The 15,637-nt window shown below is 35.4% G+C and carries 13 protein-coding genes; 3 read left to right on the forward strand and 10 right to left on the reverse strand.

Annotation, left to right across the window (positions count from 1 at the left end; all coding sequences use genetic code 11):
• Positions 1-136 precede the first annotated feature (136 nt).
• Together QVL57_RS00205 and QVL57_RS00210 are read left to right on the forward strand one after the other, a co-directional pair.
• Entirely contained in the window at positions 137-1,738 is a 1,602-nt protein-coding gene (locus tag QVL57_RS00205) for a major capsid protein (protein WP_290076485.1), read from the forward strand.
• A complete protein-coding gene (locus QVL57_RS00210) occupies positions 1,738-2,232 on the forward strand; it encodes a hypothetical protein (RefSeq protein ID WP_290076486.1) in 495 nt (164 codons plus the stop codon). The genes QVL57_RS00205 and QVL57_RS00210 overlap by 1 nt, the downstream gene beginning before the upstream one ends.
• Before the next feature lie 257 nt (positions 2,233-2,489).
• Here QVL57_RS00210 and QVL57_RS00215 read toward each other — a convergent pair whose 3' ends face one another.
• The 10 genes from QVL57_RS00215 to folP all read right to left on the reverse strand — a co-directional run bounded on the left by QVL57_RS00215 (position 2,490) and on the right by folP (position 11,515).
• Complete coding sequence (locus QVL57_RS00215; RefSeq protein WP_290076488.1) at positions 2,490-2,825, reverse strand: hypothetical protein; 336 nt, start codon at positions 2,823-2,825, stop codon at positions 2,490-2,492.
• The gene (locus QVL57_RS00220; protein ID WP_290076490.1) at positions 2,806-3,192 is read right to left on the reverse strand and encodes a hypothetical protein; all 387 of its coding nucleotides are present in this window, start codon (positions 3,190-3,192) and stop codon (positions 2,806-2,808) included. The genes QVL57_RS00215 and QVL57_RS00220 overlap by 20 nt, the downstream gene beginning before the upstream one ends.
• 42 nt (positions 3,193-3,234) lie before the next feature.
• A complete protein-coding gene (locus tag QVL57_RS00225; RefSeq protein ID WP_290076491.1) occupies positions 3,235-4,317 on the reverse strand; it encodes an MFS transporter in 1,083 nt (360 codons plus the stop codon).
• A gap of 11 nt (positions 4,318-4,328) precedes the next feature.
• On the reverse strand, positions 4,329-5,507 hold the full coding sequence (locus tag QVL57_RS00230; protein ID WP_290076492.1) for an ATP-grasp domain-containing protein: 1,179 nt from the start codon (positions 5,505-5,507) through the stop codon (positions 4,329-4,331).
• Positions 5,508-5,563: 56 nt separating this feature from the next.
• A complete protein-coding gene (locus tag QVL57_RS00235; protein WP_290076494.1) occupies positions 5,564-7,531 on the reverse strand; it encodes a class I tRNA ligase family protein in 1,968 nt (655 codons plus the stop codon).
• 2 nt (positions 7,532-7,533) lie between these two features.
• Positions 7,534-8,763, reverse strand: a complete 1,230-nt coding sequence (locus QVL57_RS00240; RefSeq protein ID WP_290076497.1) for an ATP-grasp domain-containing protein — start codon at positions 8,761-8,763, stop codon at positions 7,534-7,536.
• A 100-nt stretch (positions 8,764-8,863) separates the two neighbouring features.
• Positions 8,864-9,763, reverse strand: a complete 900-nt coding sequence (locus QVL57_RS00245; RefSeq protein ID WP_290076498.1) for a SidA/IucD/PvdA family monooxygenase — start codon at positions 9,761-9,763, stop codon at positions 8,864-8,866.
• Positions 9,764-9,837: 74 nt separating this feature from the next.
• Positions 9,838-10,095 (reverse strand): RNA chaperone Hfq, encoded by a 258-nt coding sequence (gene hfq / locus QVL57_RS00250; RefSeq protein ID WP_290076500.1) that lies wholly within the window; start codon positions 10,093-10,095, stop codon positions 9,838-9,840.
• 69 nt (positions 10,096-10,164) lie between these two features.
• Complete coding sequence (folK, locus tag QVL57_RS00255) at positions 10,165-10,680, reverse strand: 2-amino-4-hydroxy-6-hydroxymethyldihydropteridine diphosphokinase (RefSeq protein WP_290076501.1); 516 nt, start codon at positions 10,678-10,680, stop codon at positions 10,165-10,167.
• A gap of 13 nt (positions 10,681-10,693) precedes the next feature.
• Positions 10,694-11,515 (reverse strand): dihydropteroate synthase, encoded by an 822-nt coding sequence (gene folP, locus QVL57_RS00260; protein ID WP_290076503.1) that lies wholly within the window; start codon positions 11,513-11,515, stop codon positions 10,694-10,696.
• A 105-nt stretch (positions 11,516-11,620) separates the two neighbouring features.
• Here folP and QVL57_RS00265 point away from each other — a divergent pair, with 105 nt between their 5' ends.
• On the forward strand, positions 11,621-15,637 hold the full coding sequence (locus tag QVL57_RS00265) for a hypothetical protein (RefSeq protein ID WP_290076504.1): 4,017 nt from the start codon (positions 11,621-11,623) through the stop codon (positions 15,635-15,637).

Genomic DNA, 15,637 nt, shown 5'->3' on the forward strand with positions numbered 1-15,637 from the left:
GCACCTCTACATAACCGAACGCAAACCACCAGTCGTATTTTGCTTTGCCGCTATGAAGCGCTAATAAATTCTTGATATATATATGCTAGATATATATATGCTAGGTGACACCAACCCAAAAACATTGAGGTCTGCCATGCGTAAGAAAGATTTGAATTATTCGTTTTCCAAAGTACCGTCGGTTAAGAAACCACGTTCGCGTTTTAATCGCTCCCATAACCACATCACTGCCTTCGACAGCGGCTATCTAGTTCCCGTCTATGTCGATGAAGTGCTACCAGGTGATACATTCAAAATGAAATTATCTTCGTTTTCACGTCTTGCCACGCCTACAGTGCCGGTAATGGATAATGTTTACATGGATTTCCATTTTTTCTATGTGCCAAATCGTCTGTTATGGGAACATTGGGAGCAAATGAATGGTCAACAAGACAAGCCAGGCGCTAAGATTGATTATCTTACGCCTATTTTTGATGCAGGTTCCAAAGGTGTTGCTGTAGGTTCGTTATTCGATTATATGGGTGTTCCGCCAAAAGTACCGAATTTGCAATTTAGTTCTTTATTTGCAAGAGCTTATAACAAGATTTGGAATGATTGGTATCGTGATGAGAATTTACAAGATCCAGTTCCAGAACATATGGATGATAAGACGATAAAGCTTGATGATACAACATCAAAGGATTATGTATTATTGCGTCGTAATAAGAAACGTGATTATTTCACAGGTGCCCTGCCCTGGCCTCAAAAAGGTCCATCTGCTGCTCTCAATTTTGCTTCTAATGCTGATATTGTTTCTAATAATATTAGTCTTAATTATGATACAACTGGGAAAACTCCAGCAGTTGGTGATTTTACTGTTTATTATGCTAATGAGATTGATCCTTATTATCCTGTTCAAGTTGTTTCTGGTTATGGTACTCCTTCTGCTGAGCATGGCGTTGTAAATGAGATTAGTCTTAGAAATGCTTCTATCAAAGTTCCCCCCGTTTCCATTAATCAGTTACGTCAAGCAGTTCAGTTGCAACGTTTATTCGAATTAGATGCTCGTGGTGGTACACGTTATATAGAAATGATTCAAACGCATTTCGGTGTGACAGTTCCGGATTTCCGTTTACAACGCTCAGAATATCTCGGCGGTGGTAAATCTATTATCGACTTTAATGCTATTCCGCAAACATCTTCTACAAGCAGTACAAGTCCACAAGGTAATCTTGCTGCTTATGCTACGCAATTTGCTAAGAATATAGGCTTTACCCGTTCATTTGATGAGCATGGTGTTATATTATGTCTCGCCTCAGTTCGTGTAGACCAGAAATATCAATATGGTTTGCCGCGTATGTATTCACGTAGGACCCGTTTAGATTATTATATGCCAGTTAATGCTAATTTAGGTGAGCAAGCTATTATGGCTAAGGAATTATACGCTACAGGCGATAAAACGAAGGATGAGGCGGTATTTGGCTATCAAGAGCGTTGGAGTGAGTATCGTTATAATCCAAATCGTGTGAGTGGTAAATTACGCTCTGTTGCGGATGCTCCATTGGATAAGTGGCATTTGGCGCAAAAATTTAGTGAGCCGCCAAAGTTGAATGCAGAGTTTATTAAGTCTGACCCGCCATTAAAGCGTATGTTAGCGGTTCAAAATGAGCCACAGATTGTATCAGATTTGTATTTTCAGATTGACTGTACCAGGGTAATGCCTGTATATTCCGTACCAGGTGGTTTTGGGAGATTGTAATGAGTATATTTGATTTCGTTTCGCCAATATTTAATGCATTTGGCGTTCATATGCAGAATCAGACTAATGCACAACAGGCTGATTTGAATCGGCAATTTCAAGAGCGTATGAGTAATACAGCGCATCAGCGTGAGGTTGCGGATTTACGTGCAGCTGGTTTGAATCCTATACTTTCGGCGAATAGTGGAGCTAGCAGTCCATCTGGCTCTGTATCTGCCCCTGCTCATAATATGTTTGGTAATATTAATTCTGCTTATTCGTTGCATATTCAGGAAGAGTCTATGAAGAACCAACTTGCGTTGCAACGTGCTCAGATTAATAATATTAATGCTCAGGCTAGGAATACTAATATAAATTCTGCTAAGACTTTGCATACTGCTAGTGGTGGCATTACTATTCCTAAAATTGGTCATATAGGTCTTGATTATTCTGATGGTGGCTTTATTCGAAATTCTGTTAATAGTGCTGTAAGTTATGTAAGGAGTAAATTTTGAATTTTATATATTGGTTTTTTGAGTTAGTTAATAAGCACAGTTTAGAAGTTTTTTTAGAGAGTTATTTTTTGATATTTTTCTTTTGGTTTCTTTTACCTGTTTATTGTTTTTTTTATATATATTTTAGTTTACGTTGTAAATATCGAGTGTTATATCGGAAAAGACTCTTGAAAATTAATGAGTCTTCTACTATCTTTCAAAAGATAGATTGATTCCATAATATATATTATGCGACTTTGGTTATTTGAAAGGAGAAGTTAATGGTCAAGTTTCATCTCCTCTATTTTAACATTGAATTTCGTAATAAAATGTAAAATTTGATCTACATATTTTTTAGTAAATAAGTTGTTTGGGTGATTAATACCATTTTTAATGTTTAAATTATCTAGGGCACTGACCGCAAAAATAACGGGCAAACAAGTAGCTAACGCCATAGAATTTATAGTACCTGAATGATCTTCAAATTCTATCTTTAACACATTTTCGCTTGCATATCCTGGCCATCTTAATGTTCTTTGCTCCACATTTGCATTTTTTAATTTTATATTTAAATTAACATGTTGATCCCTTCCATCATGAAAACTCTCTAACATCCCAATAATAGGGTAAAACTTCTGAAAATCTTGCAATTTTTATCAATTGACCGCCACTTATTTTGTAAGCATCTTTAAAAGCAAAAGGTAAGTGGGTTTTACCAAATAATCTCTTATATCCCAGTGGATTCTTTGGTCTTTTGGTTACAATCCCTCCACAATAAGTTATAATACTATCTATGTGACCCAATTTAGCTATTTGCGCCTCAACTAATACGTCCAATAACCCTGGCTCCAAACCCAGCGGCATAATAGCTTTTATTTGTGAAGTTTCTAATAAAGCCTTTAGACTAAAACTTTCATTACTTATGTCTCTAGATATACTAAGAAAATAACCCTTAAACTGATTGTTGTATAAATACAACACAACCTCTTTAGTTGACGGCCATGACGAACAACAGATAACAACTTACCCCAACAGCTTAAATGTAGTAAAAGCTAAACTACTGCCTATAGATTCACCGATTCCTATACACAAAGCATAGACAGCAAAGATTGCCACTTTTTTGTCTTCTGATACAAATTTAGATAAAAGCGTATTGCAAGCAGGAATAGCTATTATTTCTGCTAAGGTTATTATGGCGGTAAAAATAAATACCAGCCAAAGATTTATATGCAAAAAAAGCATACAAAATATTGAGCAAAAGAATAATAAAAACGCAATTAAAATAGCTCTATATTCAATTAGGTTTAGTTTGATTAGTGCTTTATGGATAGCAACACTGAATAAAACACTTATTGCTGCATTTACTGTCATAAAAGTCCATGTAAATTTTGCATTGCCTATAAGTTTTACTAAAAATAATGGAAATAAAGTCATTGCAAACGAGTAAAGTAGCCAAACCATAATAACAAGAATAATTATTAATTGCGTTTTACCCTCTTTGACAATTTCTTTAAAAGCAACAAACCAGTGAGTTTGCTTTGCTATTTTAATATGTTTTGTATATATAAAGCTCCACACGCTAGATAACAAAGCAACGAGGGAGAATACCCAAAAAGCAATATTGCTAGATAAGTTATAAAGTTGATTAAAAATAAAAGGCCCTAAAAGAGAAGGTAGATTAGTTGCAATATTTAGACGAGCAAAATTAATCGTATAGTCATTTTCCTTATTTGACTTTAAAGTAGCAACGATGGTTCTTATAACTAAAATAGAATTGCCATAGCAAAGCCCAATAAAAAGACATGCGATAAATAATAAACTAATATTATGAGTAGTCGCTAAAATAGCAAAACCAATAAAACACATAAATTGTAAAAGCAGGAGCAGTTTATTTATTGCTATCTTGTCTAACATTGGAGTTAGAAGAATTCTGCCTACTCTTGCCGTGAAGCTTGTAGTAAATAACAATAAGGCTACAGTTTTTGTTGTTAATATAGAATTTTGATAAAAATATACAACAATCAATGGGTACGGAACTAAATAGAGCAAACTTGTAAGGAGTTCTTCTATCCAGACAATTTTAAATGTAGAGAGTCTTGTAAGCATAATCACCCTCACTAACTTAAGTTAATATTAGTAAGCTGTATTGCTTTATTTAACTCGCTTTCAACCGCTTCGTAATTAATATTTTTTGTTAAAGAGTACCCCACCCTACATTGGTTAAAACTTTTAGGAGGCAAAACTATACTGCTTCCACGCTTCATTAGTTCTATTGTATTAGGTATTTCTGCATTCACCGATAAACCATTAAATATGCCCTCTTGCGAAGCGATATAAAATTGAACCCCTGCCACCCTTTGTGGCCCTTGTTTTTTAACCTCTATAAATTGATCATCTATTTTCCCATTAATTGTAGATTTTATAATTATTTCCAGCCAAGATATATTTAAAGCTTCTGATACCAAATGAGAACAGATTAAATCGCCTCCAGTGCGTGTAGCAATTTCAACAAGTTTACATTCATCTTTTTGTACTTTCATTTCTACATGGATAGCTGCATGGTGTATGCCTAATTCTCTCACGATGCTTTCAACCACTATTATAATTTTTTCTTGCGTTGTTGCAGGTAGCTTAGATGGAAAAATGTGGCGCGTCTCAATATACCAAGGGTTAGTTGTAGTTTTATCCGTAATACCTGCTATATACACTACGTTATTTGAAACAAAGCCCTCTATACTAACTTCCTGACCGTGTAAAAATTCTTCAACTATATAATAAGCACCAAATTTATCAAACAAACCTTTTGCTTCATTTTTTCTTTTATGTTCAAGCTGTTCCAGCGCATAAAGCAATTCTTGCCTATTGTGGATCAGAAAAATACCTTGCGAACCGCTTGCAGAAACAGGCTTTAAAATTAGAGGATAAGTAAATCCCTTAACCACCTCATCTACTGGCGATGATGCTTCTATTTTTGCAAATTTAGGCAGCAAATGAGGTAGTTTATCACTTAACCGCTCTCTACATAAAAACTTGTTCTTTGCCACTATTGCAGCATCTACTAAAACATGATTTAGTTTTAGTATTTCAGCAATTTTAGCAGATAAGATAATATCGGTATCATTCCAAGAAAAAACTGCTTTTACATCATTATTTTCTGCTATTGTTTGTGCCTGCTTAATACAAGCTTCTTCATCTTTATTGTCAATTTTCACATAAGATTTTAGATAAGGGCTCGCATATTCTGGACAATTATTGGACATTAATATTACATTATATCCAGAATTTTTTGCGGCCATAAGAGCGGCTAAACCTTCTGCCTCAATCGGGCGCAAATTAAGAAATAATAGGTCGTTCATGGCGCTTCCTTTTTGTTTAGTAGCTTATTTATGTCTTTTATAGATATATTTGGCATCTCCTTAGCGATGATGTTAAAACTATCGTTAACGCCGTATGCATGGTACAAATAATATCTAGAAAGGGTTGGCATTAGTGGGTATAATAAACGCAATAAATTCCATAATACATAACAAGATAAATACACCACCGTTTTTTTATTCATATTGGGTAGGCTATCAAAGGCAGTGATTTTTTGCTTTAGATATTGCTTGGTAGTTATCAGTAATGCATCTAAATGTATAAAAAATTTATTTGGTGCTAAGCTATAAATATCCATAAGCTTTAACCCTTGCATATAAAAGTTATTTACATCGTCAAAAAAAATACGATCAAATTCCGTCCAACTACCACTAGAGGTAATATCTTGGTTGTATTTTATGACAATAGCTAAGCAGCTATCTATTATTTCTTGGATTAACTTACTATATTTTTCTTGGAACTCCTGAAACTCTTGTTGTGAAAAATTAGAATTTTTATCAGAGCGATGTATGTATGCAAAATATAATCTTAAATAATCAGAAGCTTTATTCTGCGCAAAAAAATCTTTAGCCCAAATAGCATGATTTTTAGATGTAGAAAATTTTTTATTATCTAATAAAGAGAAACTAGTAGTTATCGCCTGCGTATCTAAAAACCCAAATCTCTCATGCAAAAATACACTAACTAAAAATATACTACATATAAAATTATCTCGCCCATTGAAGAATATTATTTTGCTTATATCTTTATATTCTTTAAACCAGTATAATCTTAATAATAGCCTTTGAGCAAAAGTTGATAGGGTTTGATCTGTGTATTGAGGTAAAACAACACCTTCTTTTTGAAATATTGATATCGCAACAGGATGCTCTTTATAATAATTTACTATCTTATCTAAAGTATTTGGAATATACAAACCGAAATCAAGTGATAATTGGCTGTAGTGCTCGGCAACAATAGCTAATGATTTAATATTAGGCTTCCAAAATAAAGACTTACGCTCAACTTTTTCTAACAAATTATTAGAAAAAATTGCAGTAGGATTTAACAAACTGTGGCAGTCCAAACCTGATCCACAATTTTCACATTCTATGCTCAGAGTCTCGTTTCCGCAAAAATAACATATTCCTTGTACATCTCCTTCACTAATACAGTTGTTTATTGTACTATCAAAAAAATGCAGCCCTTCTTTTTCAAAAAATATACCCTCATCCATATATTCTTTTATAGTTTTATGTAAAAATTCATTAAAGCTACAATTTTCCTCAATGTTATGTGCTATAAAGTCATTTGACTCTAGATTAAAATTTTTAAAATCAGCTTTAATTTGTGCTTCACTTGCTTGTACTAATGTTTTATAATCAGTATTCTTTAATTTTGCAGTATTTTTTATATGGCTTGTATAACCAAATGTTCCTGTAACTTTTTCAACATTTGTACCTTCAAGCTCTAGTTTTCTAGCTGCTACATCTGCTAAAAAATATGGCCCTGACAAATGCCCTAAATGCAAAGGCCCATTTGGCGTAGGACAAGCTAGAACAAATAATAATCTGCAATTTTTATTACGGTTACTTTTTGCATCACATGATAACTTTTCAGTGATATCCCAATTTTCCCACCATGTAGAAACATACTTTAAACTTTCTTTGCCAGTGTTGGTTATTTGATGGGAATCAAATGGGTAAAATAATAAAAGATCTCCAGCGCAAACTTCAGCTTGCGTCACATTACCATCTTTAGAGCGACTGGTAACTTTCCCCTCTCCATAAGTAATAGTCCAAACTTCATAATCTTTATGATTATGATATTTTGTTGAAACGCCAACTGGAACTTGAATAAAACTGAGGTTTAAGTCATTTTTTATACCTATTATTTTTGCTATATCAGCAACGCAATATGGCTCTTCTTTGTTTATGTTTTTAAAAAGATTGGGGAATTTATCCAAACTTATTCCTCGCTTAAGCTAGTATTTTCAAACAATAATTTTAGATATTCTTCCATTTCTTCTGGCGTTCCTGTGACTAAGCCAGAAAAAGGCAACTCGCTGCTTCTATAAGAGAGGTCTGTAGCCAAATTTTCGGCATTATTGACATTATATGATACTAATCTTCTATCCTGTAGCAGAGCTTCACGGCTAACGATATTCACCACAGGAGATTTTAACTTATGTGAAGGAAACATGAAAAAACCAAAAAAATTATTGTTAACTATATTCGGAATTTCTACTCTTTCGCCAAGCATTGATAAAACACTAGCATTTTGAAGATGTATTCCGGTTTTTAGCTCAAAAACTTTACCTATATCCCCGCCACCTGGCCTGTTGGCGATTTCTAAAAAATACAACTCTTTTTTATTAGATTGAATAATTTCTAGATGAAAACTACTATCTACTATACCAAGAGCCTTAACAACCTTATCAGCAAAATCTCGGTACACAGCCTCATTTCGTACTTGCACAGAGCCCAAAGGATACCCATTGGCATAATCCAAACAAGTATTTATATATTTGCTAACTTGCAGCAGAGCAATTTCTCCATTATTCATAACCCCATCAATATGGTAAATATCTCCATCTACAAAAGTTTCGACCTCAAAATTATCTATGGCCAATTCTTGATTTTCACCATCTAAAGCTTCAATACCACTTGTTTTAGACTTTAACGAAGTAAAAAAACTATCAATATTAGTAAAAGCTATAATATTACTGCTTGCAGCGCCATCTTTTGGCTTTACCACAATCATTTCATCTGAAAAGCTATGTGGTACCTCGTTTTTATTATTTATTATATCTTTTAATTCACAAAAGCTTGGCACTAAAATGCCAGCTTTTTTTACGATTTCTTTCATTAAAACTTTGTCGCGAACCTTTATGATATCTTTGGGTTTTTGTCCATAAATATTTAATTGCTCTCTAATTTGTGCAGCTTCCATTAGCTCATATTCTGAAAGCGACACCACTCTATCGAAAGTAATATTATTATGTTTCGCAAATTCCACTACGCAATCTAAGATGCCATCTTCTTTTTTGCGAATAATTTTTGAATATTTTAGGGTATCAGGAATATCTTTAAGACTGTCTTCTAAACCTATATAAAAAATATTGTGAAGATTATGATCTACCGCTAAATGATATAAAGAAGTTGCATATATAGGGCGATGTAAGATTAAAATATTCATCTGAGACTCCTAAATATCCTGTAAACTCAAAAAAGCAAAACGTTCTAAATCTAAATTCTTGTAAAAATTATTCTCTAATATCGAATTAATTATTATACTATTACGCCAAGGCATTGTTGATAAATTTGAATCTATACGTATTTTTATTAAACTTCTTTAACAGCAAGCTAGCTCTATAGGTAGCATCGCTCTTACTTAGGTCATACAAACTAGTATCTAATGACACATGTAGCTGTTTCTTTTTATTATAAATAATCTCAAATAGCTGATTTGCTGTTACACCTGATATTCCATCGCTTGTGTATAATATATTGCTAAATAACGTTTCTTTATAGCTTTTATGCGTTTTTTTAATTTCTTTTGTATAGGCTGGAGAATAAAGAGAGTTTATAATAGCATTGTCATCTAAAGAATGAAATGCAGATCTCTCTGATATCCATACTATATCAATGTTCTGAACATTATTTAATAAGTCCATTACTATCTCGCAAGCACTTTGCCCATTGCCTACGATTAAAACTTTTCCTTTTAGCTTTTCTCTGTATTTTAAATATACTGAAGAATGAAACACATCATCGCTAGAATATTCTTTGGCAAAACTAGGTATATTAGGAACAGGGCCAGTACCTACTACTATAGACTTAGATATATATTTATTTTTATTGGTATTTACTAAATAATAACCATCATTAGTTACTGCTATATTTTCTGCATTTTCGCCAAAATTTATATTTTTAAAATGCCCCACAACCCATTTTAAATAATTATTATATTCCAAACGAGTTATACTATCGCATTCCCTAGCAGAAAACTGATAAAAAAGTCCATCTTTTAACCAACTAACTTGTAAATTACCGCCTATAGAGTTTAGATGCCAATTAAAATCATTGTTTTTATCTATAAATACAGAGTTCAGCGGTGTCTTAGCCATTAAGCAATTTAAACTAAAATTAAATGGCCCAAACCCAATTCCTAAAACATCTAAAAATTGCTTACTCAACGCAGTTCCATATATAATTATATGACTATATGAATAGTTGTATACGAGCTTTTTTTATTCGTCAAGTAGCAATTTTACTTGGTGTCGGAATTTGTATCATTGTCCTTAGCGCTCTCATAAGAGAATGGACCGTTCGGTAAAATTGTAGATATAGCATGCTTATATACTAGCTGCATATGGTTTTCTCTTCTTAAAACAACCGAAAAACTGTCAAACGAGCTTATGTAACCAGATAATTTAACTCCATTAACCAAAAATATAGTCAGAGGCGTTCTTTGTTTGCGAACATTATTTAAAAAATTATCTTGGATATTTTGCGAATATTCTGCCATCTCGCCCTCATGAAATTACATAACTACCCAATATATAAACTATAATAAATATTATACAATATAAAATTCCTATAAATATGCTAAGTTTTGCCAAGCAAGGCTATTTTTGCATCGCTTTATGGTGTCCAGCTCTGGAATGGTTTTTAAATATTCAGCAATAGAATGTCTAGCTATGATTAATTCTGGGGCGATTTCGTGCAATGGCTTAAGCACAAAACCACGCTGCAACATAAAGGGGTGCGGCATAATAAGGCTGTCGCTATTATAATTTTCAAATGCATCATAGAGCAAAAGATCTATATCAATAGTACGCGGGCCCCATTTGGCAACCCTTTCGCGGCCATGTTTAAGCTCTATCGCCTGACATAACCGCAAAAAAACCTCTGGCTCAAGTTCCGTTGCGAATTTAGCACATGCATTAAAAAAATAATCCTGGCTAATATTACCCCAAGGCGGTGTTTGGTATAATGAGGATAAGCGTTCTAGCTGACATAGCCCTGTGCTTGTTAAATCACGCACGCTTCTAATAATAGTAGCCTCTACATCCCCTACATTACCGCCAAAAGATAAATAAACACGATACATCCTAGTCCCCTAGTTAAAGCCAAGCATCAGCTACTGCCAGGGCTTGGCAATTGACTGCAACATTGTGCACACGAAAAATAGAAAAACCACGCTCTCTTAACAAAACCGATAACACGCTAGTGGCAACATCCATATCTACTGATTGAGCCGCGTTACCGTGCTTTAAACGACCTAGCGATTTTTTACGTGAAATACCAGCTAAAAGAGGGTAGCCAAATGCGGCTAGCTCACCTATGCGCGTAAACAAAGCCATATTATGAATATAATCTTTGCCAAAACCAAACCCTGGATCTAGCACGATGGCTTCTTTTTGTATGCCTGCTTTTGCTGCAATCGTTAGCGATTTATCAAAGAAGAATTTCTGATCCTCAATAATGTCGCGATGTGGCACACGCTCACGATTGGTATGCATTATAACTATACCAGCCTTAAAATTTGCCACTATTTCTGCCATTTGCGGGGCTTTTTGCAGTCCATATACATCGTTAATAATATGCGCCCCCAAAGCCAAAGCAGCGGCAGCGGTCGAGTGATTATAAGTATCAATCGAAAGAATTGCTGTAAAATCTTGAAGCAGAGTTTTTACAATCGGCAATATGCGCGTTTGCTCTGTTTGCGCCGATATTGGCTCGGCCCCAGGCCGTGTTGATTCACCACCTATATCTATAATATCGGCACCCTGTTGTATCATAGTTTTGGCATGGCTTATGCTAGCTTTAGGAGACATATAAGAGCCCGCATCAGAAAAAGAATCTGGCGTAATGTTCAAAATACCCATGATAATAGGCGATTTATCTAGGTCTAATGAAAAATTATTACCGACCCTCCAAAACATAGTACAACTTTCCATAAAGCAAGTGACAAAATCATAGCATAATTAAATAAGTTGTGATAGATTAATAAATTAATAAAAGCCTGATTGCAAAATTATGGAGTAAATATGGCTCGTCAAACCGAGATAGAAAAGTCGAATCTTAACATAGAGCGAGCTTTAGAAGCAGCCCTAGAAAGCAAGCTTAAGGAAAAAGCTTTAGAAGAAAATGAGACTTTAGAAAAAGACAGTTTGCTAGAGTTGGATAATTTAGCAAATGCAATAGAATTAAGCAATATTGCGCACGCGACATCCTCTACAATGGAAGAATCTAAAGCTACAACAAATTTAGAAACTAATGTTGAAAAATTTGCCTTTTTTCCTGAGCAACTAAAAGCTGCAAATGACGATGCCACTGCACCTTCTTTTTATCAGATTTTTAAAAGCCGCTCTGCCTCTAGCCTTTATTGGACAACCAGTGCAATAAGCTTAATTTGGGCCACAGGTGGTACAGCTCTAGCCATTAACTTAGCTAAAACTGCACCTAGCCTCTTTTCGTTTTTAAATAGTGCGGCTGGCTTTGGCGTTGTAAGCGGTACAATATTTCCCATCTGCGCTTTTTGGGGCTTTGCGAAATTGTCAAAAAATTCTAGCGACTTATCGCTTATGATAAAATCGCTAAGCAATACGCAGCTTGGCAATGCACCCTATTTAACCGAAAATACAGTAGATTTTAGCAAACTAAGCGCTAGATTGCGCGCAGAACTTACCAATATGGACGGTGGTATACAACGCACTTACGAGCGAGCCTGCGAAATAGAAGCTATGGTTAGTGGCGAAGTAAATAATTTAGAGCGCGCTTACATAGAGAATGAAACGCGCATTCATAAATTAATAACAATGCTAGCCAATGAGCGACAAGCTATTTTAGAGCATGCAGACCGGGTTAAGAAAACTTTGCAGCTTACAAGAAACGAAATCTCAGATGAGCTCGCTAGCGTTACAGATAATATTACCGATAATGTTGAAACTATAGCAGAGAATCTTGGCAAAAGTCTAAATAAGAAAACGCAAACTATATTGGACAATTTGCATGCAGTTAGCGATTCCCTAACTGATGTTCTTACGAATAAACTTGATATAAAAGGCGACAGTTATTTAGGCCAACTCGATAATCTTTTTGACAAAATTGACAAAACCATTGCAGAGCGTGGTTCTCTATCTGCAAATAAATTTGACACAAATATGATAGAATTAGCGCATAATACCGACAGGACAGTAGCCGAGATTAATGAAAAATTCATGTCGCTAGACCTCTCTATAGCAGAGCGGAATGAACAAATGCTTGGCGCTGTGCAGAATAGATTAGACGACATGCTAATAGACGTGCCAGATAAATTAAATGATGCTACAAAAGTAGCAATTCGCGCCTTTGAGGAAAATCTTGAATCGTTGAATAATGTATTAACAGATGAAAATAGATCTATCCTAACCTCCTTCTTAGATCATACTTTATCAATAGAAGAAAGCACCGATAAGCTAGCAGAGATTTTAGATACCAAGGCACGCAGTCTGAATGAAGATCTGTTGAGCCGTATCACAGAGTTAGAAAATAGCTTTGACCAAGGTAAAAGCCGGTTTTTATCTACGGTGGAAGATGTAAAAGATAATTTAAGCACACAAGTAGTTAATTTTGAAAACCAGCTAGAGCAAATCTTCAACGATAAATCTGTTGCAATTTCAGCCAAGCTAGAAACTAGTGCCGGATTAATTTCTGACTTATTAGCACATACTAGCGATAACCTTACCAGCAATATCGGCTCGCAACTAACGGTGCTAACACAACATCTAGACAATATCGAGCAAAAATTTGGCGAGAGAATTAACCAGCTAAATGATTTTGGTGTAGAAAATATAGAAAAATTAACTAGCTATGAAACTGGCCTAAAGCAAGAGATTACGCAAAGCCTTGCAAACCTCAACAATACCATCAGTTCTTACAATACTGATATCGCTTCTTCCGTAGCAAATTCGCTGCAATTAAATAAATCAGAAGTACATGAGGTATTAGAAGAGCAAGCAAGCGCAGTAGAAGCAAGAATAGCAAAATTGCGTGACTTTGTAGCGCATGCAGAAGAGCAGTTTAACGAGTTGCTGCTAAAACAGTCAGCCAGTATAGATGATGTAATATCATATAATAATGATAATCTTCAAAGCAGCTTTAATAGCCATTTAGTATCGCTAGAAGAATATGCAAATATGATAAAAGCTGCCATAGCGCAGTCAAATACATTGCAAACAAATTTTGACGAGCAAAAGCAGCATTTAGAAGTAGCGCTAAATTCGAAAGCGCAGTTGATAAGCGAAAAAACCGAAGCGCTGCAGGCAAGCCTAGCCAACAATCTAAGCAACAGCTTTCAACAGGTAGAAGAACAGGCCGCTGCAGTAAGCCGCATTCTGCACCATGAAATAAGCCATGCAGCAGAATTATTTAACCAAGAAGCGAGCACAGCCCAACAATATGTTCATAAAATCAGCGATGAATTAACCGAATCCATATCAAAATTTGAGCAAGATTTTGTAACGCTGCATTCCAACATTGTGTATGGCACCGAGCTTATAAGCGACGATGTAAAGGCTAAAATCAAAGAAATTGAAGGCTATGTAGAAACAGAAGCCGCGCAGGCTAGCCAGCATATCGTTGCGGCTGGTGAATATGTAAATTCTGCCTTAACCCAAGCCATGGCAAATGTCGAGCAAAGCTTGCTAGATCGTTCCAACGTGCTTAACGAAACGGTAAGCAAGCTAGAAACGCAAATTAGTGACCAGATCTCTCATGTAGAAGGTTCAATGCAATATCTAACAGAGCGCAGTACGCAACACATCTCCTCGCAGCTTGAGCAGATAAATAACAGCTCGCAGTCGCTATATAGCGCTAGCGTTAGCGCTACACATACTTTTAATAATATTGCAGAAAGCTTGAGCGACCAAATTACGCATTCTACGCAAGCACTACAGCAGCAACTTTCCTCTGAAAATGAATTGTTTGTGAATGCTGTAGCCGACCGATCTGCACAAATCGCACAATCGGTAGAAAAATTTACCTCTGAGCTACATCGTAATATTTTTGCCCTAACCGCGAAGCTTGATAGCTCCAGTAGCAACATTGTGCAAAAAACCGAAGGCTTGGTAGAAAATCTGCAACAGGCAGAAGATAAATTTAGCCAAATGATGGATTATAACAATAATAATTTAAATGAGTTATCCAAAGATGCCAAAGCAAATATCGCGCAGCTTACAGAAAATTTTATGGCGCATGCAAATTTATTAAAACAGGTCTCTAATTTATTGGATGAATCAAAGGGTAGTTTTTCAGACAAAGTCGGCGCGCACAAAGACGCCTTGCAACAGCTATTCAAAAGCCTAGAAAATAAAACAGAAGAGATGACTAAATCTATTATAAATTATAAAAATGTAATAGAAGCAGCAGAAAAAGTTCAAGACAGCAACGTATCTATAGCAGCCAGAAAACTATCCCCAGAGGTAGCACGGGCCGCAAATCGCTTTGTAGAAGCCTCGCAACAAATAGGCAGCTCAAATAATGAGCTCGAGGCCGCCTTGGCGCAAAATACACAGCGCCTACAGCAAAACTATCAAAGAGCCAATACAGTATCGCTAAAAAATGCTATAAATGAGCAAATCATGGCACTGCAAGATATTTCTGGTGCTGTAAATAATTCAGCTCTGCTTGACGGTACTACCGGTACTTCATATAATTATCAAGCCAAACCAAGCCCTACTCCCGAAAGCTCAAAAACATTGCAAGAGCTAGCTTCTACTATTATTGATACGGTAGATGATGAGGCTTTAGCGGCCGTTTGGCATAATTATAAAAAGGACCAACGCAATATAGATGCTTCAAAACTCTATACGGCAAAAGGTGTGCTATTATTTGGCCATATACGCTCTAAATACAGAACAGAACCAGTCTTTAAAAATTCTGTTGACGCGTATATCGCGGAATTTGAAAAGATATTAAAGCGCCTTAGTGCCGCTGGCGACAGCACCGGAGTGTATAATTATTTACAGTCCGACAGTGGCAAAATATACACGATGCTAGCCCATGTTACAGGGCGTATAGAGTAA

Source organism: Bartonella sp. TP (genome assembly GCF_030406085.1).
Taxonomy (GTDB): domain Bacteria; phylum Pseudomonadota; class Alphaproteobacteria; order Rhizobiales; family Rhizobiaceae; genus CALTWN01.